Genomic DNA, 8,863 nt, shown 5'->3' with positions numbered 1-8,863 from the left:
CAGGCGATGGCGACCCCCGCATGGCCAAGCTCGCCGGCGGCGTGCACCGCCTCGATGGCCAGCTCATGGTCGTCCTCGACGTCGATCGCGTCCTCGAAATCATACCGAAAGCAACCCTCGCAGCGTAGGCCGCTCGTCAACCAAGGAGGCCGAGATGAAAACCTGTCTTGTCGTCGATGACTCCAGTGTCGTGCGAAAGATCGCGCGCCGCATCCTGGAAGAGCTGGACTTCCAAATTACTGAAGCCGAGGACGGCGAGCAGGCGCTTGAAGCCTGCAAGAGTGCCATGCCCACGGCAGTTCTGCTCGACTGGAACATGCCGGTCATGGACGGCTACGAATTTCTCGGCCATCTGCGCCGCCTGCCCGGCGGCGACGCGCCCAAGGTGGTGTTCTGCACCACCGAGAACGGCATGGATCATATATCTCGCGCGCTGCATGCCGGCGCCAATGAATACATCATGAAGCCGTTCGACAAGGAGATCGTCGCGGCAAAATTCCAGGAAGTCGGCCTGGTCGCGCTCCCGGAATAGAGCCCGATCTAAATCTTATCGCTTGTCCTTGAGAGGCTCCCGTGACCCCGACAGACTATGAGTATCTGCGTAAGCTCCTGAAGGATCATTCTGGTCTCGACCTATCTGCAGACAAGCAATACCTGATCGAAAGCCGCCTGCTTCCGCTCTCGCGCAAATGCGGTGTGTCGGGCATCGGCGAACTCGTGCAGAAGATGAAGGGCGGATCGTCATCGATCACCGTCCAGGTGGTCGAGGCCATGACCACCAACGAGACCTTCTTCTTTCGCGACAAGGTGCCATTCGAACACTTCCGCGATACGATCATGCCGGAGCTGTTGAAGGCGCGCGCCGGCCGCAAGAGCATCAGGATATGGTGTGCCGCCGGCTCGACCGGCCAGGAGCCGTATTCGCTTGCCATGTCGCTGAAGGAAATGGGCGCGGCGCTAGCCGGCTGGCGGTTCGAGATCATCGCGACCGACCTGTCGCAGGAAGTGCTCGAAAAATCGAAGTCGGGCATCTACAGCCAATTCGAAGTTCAGCGCGGCCTTCCGATTCAGCTTCTCGTCAAATACTTCAAGCAGAACGGCGAACTTTGGCAGATCAGCCCGGAGCTGCGCGGCATGGTGCAGCATCGCCAGCTTAATCTGCTGCACGATTTCTCTCAGCTCGGTACCTTCGATGTCATCTTCTGCCGCAACGTCCTGATCTATTTCGATCAGGAGACCAAGATCAATATCTTTGGCCGCCTCGCCAAGGCAATGGAAGGCGATGGCTTCCTGGTGCTGGGAGCGGCGGAAACGGTCGTCGGCCTGACTGATGTCTTCAAGCCGTTCCCGGACAAGCGCGGCCTCTATCGGCCGAGCGGTGCGCGTGCCGCATCTCCGCAGGACGCAGCGGCAATGCCAAAAATCGCGGCAATAACGGGACGGTGAGCGATGACAGAAGACGGCAAGGGCACGGAGCGGGTTACATTCAGCCGCGGCTATGATGTCTGCATCATGGCGATCGACGGGACCTGGCGCAGGGACTGCCAGCTGAACGCGATCTCGGACACTGACGCCGAACTGACTGTGGAAGGCTCCATTCAAGGCCTCAATCTCAAGGAGTTCTTCCTGCTGCTGTCGTCGACCGGCCTCGCCTATCGCCGGTGCGAGCTCGTTCGTGTCAACGGCACGGACATGGACATCCGCTTCCTGAGAGGCAAGCCCAGCAAGAAAAAGTCAGGCGCGTCGTCGAAATCCGAACAGGCGATGAGCTGAAGCGGATGGCGCTGCCACGTCGTCAAGCGCGATGACGTTGATGGAACTCTCGGGAGCGCCGGGCGAAACTTCCCCTGGCGATCATCTGGTCAATCAGTCGCAGGCTGTTCTGGACGTGTTCGACCAAGTTGATGAGGTCTGAAACCACGTGGGGCGCCTATGCGACACTGTCGCCTGCTGCGTTTTGCATACGTGCGCTCCTTAGTTACTTTATTAGGTGTGCGTTGCTACTTGTGCGTAAAGCCGTGGTCCCGTACAAATACGGTCCGGTATGAAGCGAATACCGTTATCCGAGTGTGCGTCACATTCAACCACGCATGGACGATGGAACATGGCTGAAAAAGCCCCCTCCCGCGGCGAGATTTTCGTAGTCGATGACGACCCTGCCGTTCGCGACACGCTTTCGATGGTGCTGTCGGCAGCCGGCTATCAGGTCATTTGTTTCGCCGACGGCGCCGCGCTGCTGGCTATCGCACGAACACGGACGCCAGCCTGCATTCTGCTCGACGTGCATATCCCAGGTAAGTCGGGCCTCGATATTCTGAAGGAGCTTCATGGTGAGGATTACCCTGCACCGATCTTCATGGTCTCGGGGCAGGGCGATATCGCCATGGCAGTCAGCGCCATCAAGAACGGCGCGCTGGACTTCATCGAAAAGCCGTTTCGCGGCAGCGAAATCGTAGCAAGACTCGATGAGGCGATCGAGGCCTATGCTCGCCGGCAGGCGCAAAGTACGTCATCGCGCATCGCGGCCCTGCATTTTCCGGGACGGGAACCGCTCACGCGACGCGAACGCGAGGTGCTGGAGCAGTTCACCGCCGGCGCTTCCAACAAGGAAGCAGGGCGGCATCTCGGGATCAGCCCGCGCACGATTGAGGACCACCGCGCCAATATCATGAAGAAACTCGGCGCGCGGAATGCCGCCGACCTGGTTCGCATCGTTATGACCACCCAGCGACAGGGCCAGATCTGATTCAAGGTCTGATCAAGGCTCATCGCATCGCAGGCAGGCCGGATCCGGCGCAGCCTTGCGCTGGATGCGGGCACCGCCGTTGCGATCAATCGGCGAGCGCTTTGCGGATCATGATCGCCATATCCGATTTCCGATAGGGCTTGGCGAGCAGCAATACGCCTTCGTCGAGTCGCCCGTGATGAATGATGGCATTCTCGGTATAGCCCGAGGTGAACAGAACCCTTAGTCCGGGCCTGGCCTTCGCAATCTCGTCGGCGAGCTGGCGGCCGTTCATGCCGGGCATGATCACGTCGGTGAACAGCAGATCAAACGGACGGCCGGTATGGACCAACGCGAGGGCTTCAGTGGCGTTCGCCGCATCCAGCGTGACGTAACCGAGTGAATGCAGTTGCGCCAGCACATAGTCGCGCACCAGCTTGTCGTCCTCCACCACCAGAATCGTTTCATGGCCACCCTCGACAGCCGGCGCCAGTGTAGCCTCGGCCGCCGGCAATGCGCCCGTGGCCGGCGGCAGATACATCTTGATCGTCGTGCCATGGCCTTCTTCGCTGTAGATCATGATGTGGCCAGCCGATTGTTTGATGAAGCCGTACACCATACTGAGCCCGAGGCCGGTACCTTTGCCGGGTCCCTTCGAGGTGAAGAACGGATTGAATACCTTGTCGAGCATCGCAGCCGGAATGCCGGTTCCGGTATCACTCACCGCAATCATGGCGTAGCGACCGGGCCGGACGTCGCTGTGCATCCTTGCATAATTGTCGTCGAGCATGACGAAGCCGGTTTCGATGATGAGTTTGCCGCCATCGGGCATCGCGTCGCGGGCGTTTAGGGCCAGATTGAGGATCGCGGTGGCGAGTTGATTGGGATCGACGATCGCAGCGCATGTTTCGTCTTCGAACACGGATTCGATCTCGACATGCTCGCCGAGCGTCCGCTGCAGCAGTTTCGCGGTGTCGATAATCAGCGTGTTGACGTCGGTTACCTTCGGCTCCAGCGGCTGCTTGCGCGCGAAGGCGAGCAGGTGCTGGGTGAGGTCGGCGCCGCGTGAGGCCGCCTCGTCGATCATTCGCGTGATGGCGGCAAGCTGCGGTTCGCCCTTGACGGCGTCGGCCAGAATTTCGATCGTTCCTGTGATCACCGTCAGGATATTGTTGAAATCGTGTGCGATGCCGCCGGTGAGCTGTCCCATCGCCTCCATCTTCTCGGCCTGCCGGATCCTGTCCTCGGCCGCGATCCTGTCGGTGAGGTCGCGCATGAAGCCGTTGAACACGAATCCGTTGCGCCGCCGAAGCGCGGTAATGCTGAGCTCGACCTTGATTTCCTTTCCGTCTCGCCGCATCGCCTCGATTTCCAGGCGGCGGTCGAGGATGGCGGCCTCGCCGGTGCGCAGAAACCGCTCCAGGCTGGCCTTGTGGGCGGCGCGATGGACATCCGGAATGATCAGCTCGCTCAGCTTGGTGCCGATCGCCTCCGCGCGCGACCAGCCGAGTATCTTCTCCGCTTGCGAGTTCCAGTCGGTGACGATGCCCTGATCGTCCATCTGCACGAAGGCATCGAGCGCGGTGTCGATGATGCCGCGCGCGAGCTGTTCGCTTTCGCGCAACGTCTCTTGCGCCAGCCGGCCCTCGGTCATATCACGGCCGACGAAGAAGAAGCGCTTGACCGGCTCGGACCATGTCCCGAGCCATGACAACCACACCTCTCGTCCATTCTTGTGAATGCAGCGGGTGTCGGACATCTTCGGGCGCAGCCCGCGCCGTGCTGCACGCATTTCCTGACGCGAGGTCTCGAGGTGGTCGGGGTGGATAAAATCCTCGCCGCTGCGCCCGATCATTTCTTCCGGCCGATAACCCAATATGGCCTCGCAGCTCGGGCTGATCTGAACCAGGAATCCTCGGGAATCCATCACCATGATCAGGTCCTGCGAGGTCTCGAAGATGCGGCGAAGCTCTTCGGTCTGTTGCCGCAGCACCTGCCTGGTCTTGTTGGTTTCGGTGATGTCGCGTGCCACCTTCGAGATGCCGATGGTCGCGCCCGAGGGAGCCTTGATCGGGGAGACGCTGAGCGAGACTTCAATCCGGGCGCCATCCTTTTTCAGGCGGACGGTTTCATGTTGCTCGATGCGTTCGCCCGAGCCGATCCGGCGTAACGTGTCATGCACCTCGGGCAGCCGGTCCATCGGAACGACAAGGGTAATGCTCTTGCCCGCAGTTTCCGCAGCCGTGTACCCGTACAGCCGCTCTGCGGCCGAATTCCAGCCGGTGATCGTGCCATCGAGCGACGTCGTGATGATGGCGTCACTGGAGGACTCGACCGCTGCGCTGAACAGCCTTTCCCGTTCTGCATGATGATCGCGCGCAGCTACGGTGCGGCGATGCTCCTCGACCTCCTGTTGGAGCGCCGCGGTTTTTGCATTGATCTCCTCGATCGCGAACGCAAAGGCCCGCGCGAGCACGCCGGTCTCGCCGCGCGCATCGACCGGGATGGCTGCCTTCCCTTTGGCCACGCCCTGAACGGCTTCGGTTAGGCGGACAATCGGCCGGGCCAGCGACCTCGCGATCAGCAGCGCCAGCACTGCTGCGCACAACACCGCGATCGCCCCGACCAGAAGCGAGGTATTTCGGATGCTCGCAGCCGGCGCCATGATCACGGCGTTCGGGGTAGTCTCGATGATCCCAACCCATTCGGAGCCGGCCAGGACGGCGGGAGCAAACGCGATCCCGTTGGACCGCCCAGCTTGGTCCGCAATGATTTCGGCGCTGCCTTGCTTTGCCCCGGCCTGCGACGCCAGATGCGGGAAGTCAGCTTTCCAGTCGTTGGGCTTGCCGAGCAACAAGCCGAATTCGCGCGACCGGTCGGGGTGAATGAGATAGTCGCCCTGCCGGTTGATGACGTAGATCGTCTCGCCTGGCCACGCCGATGCCCTGATACGGTCGAACGCGCGCCGCATGTCGACATTGATCATGAAAATCCCGAACGGCTTACCGTCGGTCGTGAAAATCGGCGTCGCGACGCGGAGTGTCGGCCGGTGCACCTCTTCGATCAGGCCATTGAAGCGGCCGAGATCGAGCGGCGAGACGTAGAGCTGTTTAGGACCCAGCCGGATCGTTTCCTGGAAATAGCCGCGATCGCCTCGCTTCTGCAGGCTCGCTTCAGGGACGATCCGAACCGTCCCGTTTGGTCCATTGCGGTCGACGCGGACCAGCTCGCGGCCATCGTCGTCGAGGCCGATAATCCGAAACATCGCGTATGTAGGTTTGGCTTCAAGTTCCGCAGCGAAACGTGACGCTATCCGGTCGCGCCAGATCTTTTCGGAGACGCCATCGACCGGATCGATGCCGCCCGCCTGGCGGGCACGGACCAGCCCGTGCAGCGCCACGGCCGAGCGAAAGCCCGCAACATCTCCGGTCGCGCTCGCCGCATGATATTCCAGATCGGTCGCAAGCTGCCGCGAATGCGTCTCGATGCGATCGCGGGCGCGTTGCAGGAGCGCCTGTTCCAGGTTGTGATAGCTCAGCCATCCGACCGCGGTAACCGCGAGCGCGACCAACGCAATCATCGCGATGGCTAGCCTGGTTGTGAGCGTCATGTCGGTGTTCGCTCGCCCTCCCGCTCCGATCCAGCAATCCACCGGACGAATCGGATGCTATGGCGCATTACGGGGAGGACGCAACACCGCGGGGCGTGGCGGCGAGCCACGTTCGGCAGCTTCCAGGCTGTCCGTGACGGCAGCCAGAAGGTCGGCCGGCCGGAAGGGCTTCTGCAGACTGGAAATCGCCCCGAGCTTGGTCGCCATAGTCAGGAAGTCGGGCGCCGAGTCTGCTTCGGGCGAGATCGGCCGGCCGGAGATGACAATGATCGGCATATGCGGCCGCTGCTGGCGAACCATCCGCATGGTTTCAAATCCGTCCATCCCAGGCATAAAAATGTCGAGGAACAGCAAATCGAAATCGCCGCTCTGGCACAATGCGAGGCCCTGTCGCCCGTCACCGGCGGTGACTACGCTATGCCCGGCGCGCTCCAGCAGCAGACGGACGGTCATCTGGACCGCCACATCGTCATCCACGACGAGTATCTTTGCCAAATTAAAAGGTTCTCCGGGCCCCACTGGAATCAAGGCAGGTTACGAGTTTTGCCGAATCCTCGTACTGCCGCAACTGCTCCCCCGGCAGGAACGTTCCGGTTGAGCGGTCACAAAATGCCGGCATCCGCATGTAGCCGGGCAGACAGATCCGGAACCGCGCGCCTGCAAGCGTGATTCCTGAGATGTCGCAGCAGTCAATTGCTGAGATATTCCGGATAGCGCGAGCGGATTTGGTCGAGTTCGCTCAGCGTTCCCGACAAATGGGTACGCAGGTACTTCTGCGCCTCTTCGGGTTGGCCGGCCTCGATCGCTTTTGCAATCAGCTTGTGATGCCGCAGAATATCCTGCGCTTTGCCGGGGGAGGGCAGATGCAGCCGGCGCAACCGGTCGATATGTCCGCTGCGGCTGCGCACCAGCGACCAGATGTCCTGCTTGTCGGTGGCGGCGTAGAGTTGGGCATGGAACTCGTTGTCGGCGGCCATGAATTTTTCGAAGTCGCCGGCTTTCGCGAATTGCTGTTGGCGGACGATGGTCGCATGGAGCTCGGCCGCGAGGGCTTCGTCATGGCGCATTGCCAGCATGCGGATAATTTCGAGCTCGACCGCCTGCCGCAGGAAATGCGCCTGCTGCGCCAGCCGCACGTCGACCCGGCTGACTACCGTGGCATATTGCGGAAACACGTCGACCAGCCCTTCCTCCTCGAGCCGCATCAGCGCATCGCGGATCGGTGTCGAACTCACCCCGAATTGCCCGGCCAGCGCAGCGCGCGATAGCGGCGATCCCGGCGGCAGCTCCAGCGAAATGATCATGCCGCGCAGGCGCTCGAACACCTGCGGCGCGGCCTGACGATCGCGATCGAGCCGATCGGCGGAGCGGGGCACGGTCCGGCGGGAAACGATCTGGGATGCAGCCATCGAACGAACCGGCCTCAGAAGGCGCTTGCTTCAAATGCACTAATACATTAGTGCATTTCCACCGAAGCGTCAATGAAACGCCGGAGGAGATGCACAATGAAAAACAGAATGTGGAGCGCCTGCGCGGGCGCCATCGCGGCACTTGCCATGGTGCTGCCGGGCTCTCAGGCCGCAGCCCAGCAGAAGACGGAGATTTCGCTGTCGCGGCAGCCGGGCATCTTCTACATGCCCTCGCACATCATGGAAAAACACAAGCTGATCGAGAAGCACGCAGCTTCGCTCGGCGTGCCAGGCGTCACCACCAAGTGGATCAACTTAAGCGGCGGCGGCGCGCAGACCGACGCGCTCTTGGCTGGTAGCGTCGACATCCTCAACACCGGGACCGGCAATCTCTTGTTGCTGTGGGACCGCACCCGCGGCGGCGTCAAAGGCATCGTCGCCACCTCGGCGCAGCCGATGACGCTGATCAGCCGCGATCCGAATATCAAGTCGATCAAGGATTTCGGCCCGAACGACAAGATCGCGGTGCCGACGGTGAAGGTCTCGACGCAGGCGATCGTGCTGCAAATCGCGGCAAGCGAGATCTTTGGCGCCGACCAGTGGTCGAAGCTCGATGCCAGCACGGTACAGCTCGGCCATCCCGACGCCTATGTGGCGATGTCCAATGCCCAGCACGAGGTCCGCAACCATTTTGCGATCCCACCGTTCACCTTCCTCGAACTGAAGAACATCCCCGGCGCACATGTGGTGCTGTCGTCGCCCGACGTGATGGGCGGCCCGCTCAGCCAGGCGCAGTTCTTCACCACGACCAAATTCGCCGACGCCAATCCGAAGATCGTGCAGGCCGTGCGCGACGCCACCAAGGAAGCGCAGGATTTGATCCGCAGCGACACCAAAGCCGCGGTTGAGATCTACAAGGAAGTCACCGGCGACAAAACCAGCGTCGATGACCTGCTGGCATGGCTGAAGGAGCCCGGCATGATGGAATGGAACCTGCAGCCGCAGGGTACCATGAAGTTCGCCGCGCATCTGTTCAAGGTCGGCACGCTGAAGACCATGCCCAAGGCGTGGACCGATTATTACCTGCCGGTCGCGCACGACCTGAAGGGCAATTGATCG

The 8,863-nt window shown here is 61.4% G+C and carries 8 protein-coding genes and 1 pseudogene; 6 read left to right on the top strand and 3 right to left on the bottom strand.

Annotated elements, in window-relative coordinates; translation table 11 throughout:
• From CQ13_RS45150 to CQ13_RS02375, 5 genes and pseudogenes are all read left to right on the top strand, one after another.
• A pseudogene (locus CQ13_RS45150) lies at positions 1–128 on the top strand (chemotaxis protein CheW); the annotation flags it as partial.
• A 26-nt stretch (positions 129–154) separates the two neighbouring features.
• Complete coding sequence (locus CQ13_RS02390) at positions 155–532, top strand: response regulator (RefSeq protein WP_057841386.1); 378 nt, start codon at positions 155–157, stop codon at positions 530–532.
• Positions 533–573: 41 nt separating this feature from the next.
• Positions 574–1,446 carry a CheR family methyltransferase gene (locus tag CQ13_RS02385; RefSeq protein ID WP_057841385.1) on the top strand — a complete coding sequence of 291 codons (873 nt, stop codon included), beginning with the start codon at positions 574–576 and terminating at the stop codon, positions 1,444–1,446.
• Between the two features lie 3 nt (positions 1,447–1,449).
• Positions 1,450–1,773 carry a hypothetical protein gene (locus tag CQ13_RS02380; RefSeq protein ID WP_057841384.1) on the top strand — a complete coding sequence of 108 codons (324 nt, stop codon included), beginning with the start codon at positions 1,450–1,452 and terminating at the stop codon, positions 1,771–1,773.
• A 331-nt stretch (positions 1,774–2,104) separates the two neighbouring features.
• Complete coding sequence (locus CQ13_RS02375; RefSeq protein ID WP_057841383.1) at positions 2,105–2,746, top strand: response regulator transcription factor; 642 nt, start codon at positions 2,105–2,107, stop codon at positions 2,744–2,746.
• Positions 2,747–2,831: 85 nt separating this feature from the next.
• Here CQ13_RS02375 and CQ13_RS02370 read toward each other — a convergent pair whose 3' ends face one another.
• From CQ13_RS02370 to CQ13_RS02360, 3 genes are all read right to left on the bottom strand, one after another.
• Complete coding sequence (locus CQ13_RS02370; RefSeq protein ID WP_057841382.1) at positions 2,832–6,335, bottom strand: PAS domain S-box protein; 3,504 nt, start codon at positions 6,333–6,335, stop codon at positions 2,832–2,834.
• A 57-nt stretch (positions 6,336–6,392) separates the two neighbouring features.
• Complete coding sequence (locus tag CQ13_RS02365; protein ID WP_057841381.1) at positions 6,393–6,830, bottom strand: response regulator; 438 nt, start codon at positions 6,828–6,830, stop codon at positions 6,393–6,395.
• 194 nt (positions 6,831–7,024) lie between these two features.
• Positions 7,025–7,744 (bottom strand): GntR family transcriptional regulator, encoded by a 720-nt coding sequence (locus CQ13_RS02360; protein ID WP_057841380.1) that lies wholly within the window; start codon positions 7,742–7,744, stop codon positions 7,025–7,027.
• Between the two features lie 108 nt (positions 7,745–7,852).
• Here CQ13_RS02360 and CQ13_RS02355 point away from each other — a divergent pair, with 108 nt between their 5' ends.
• Entirely contained in the window at positions 7,853–8,860 is a 1,008-nt protein-coding gene (locus tag CQ13_RS02355) for an ABC transporter substrate-binding protein (RefSeq protein WP_057841379.1), read from the top strand.
• Positions 8,861–8,863: the final 3 nt, after the last annotated feature.

The organism is Bradyrhizobium retamae, from assembly GCF_001440415.1.
Lineage (GTDB): Bacteria > Pseudomonadota > Alphaproteobacteria > Rhizobiales > Xanthobacteraceae > Bradyrhizobium > Bradyrhizobium retamae.
The sequence above is the reverse complement of the archived record's forward strand: the minus strand, read 5'-3'. Positions and strand labels throughout refer to the sequence as shown.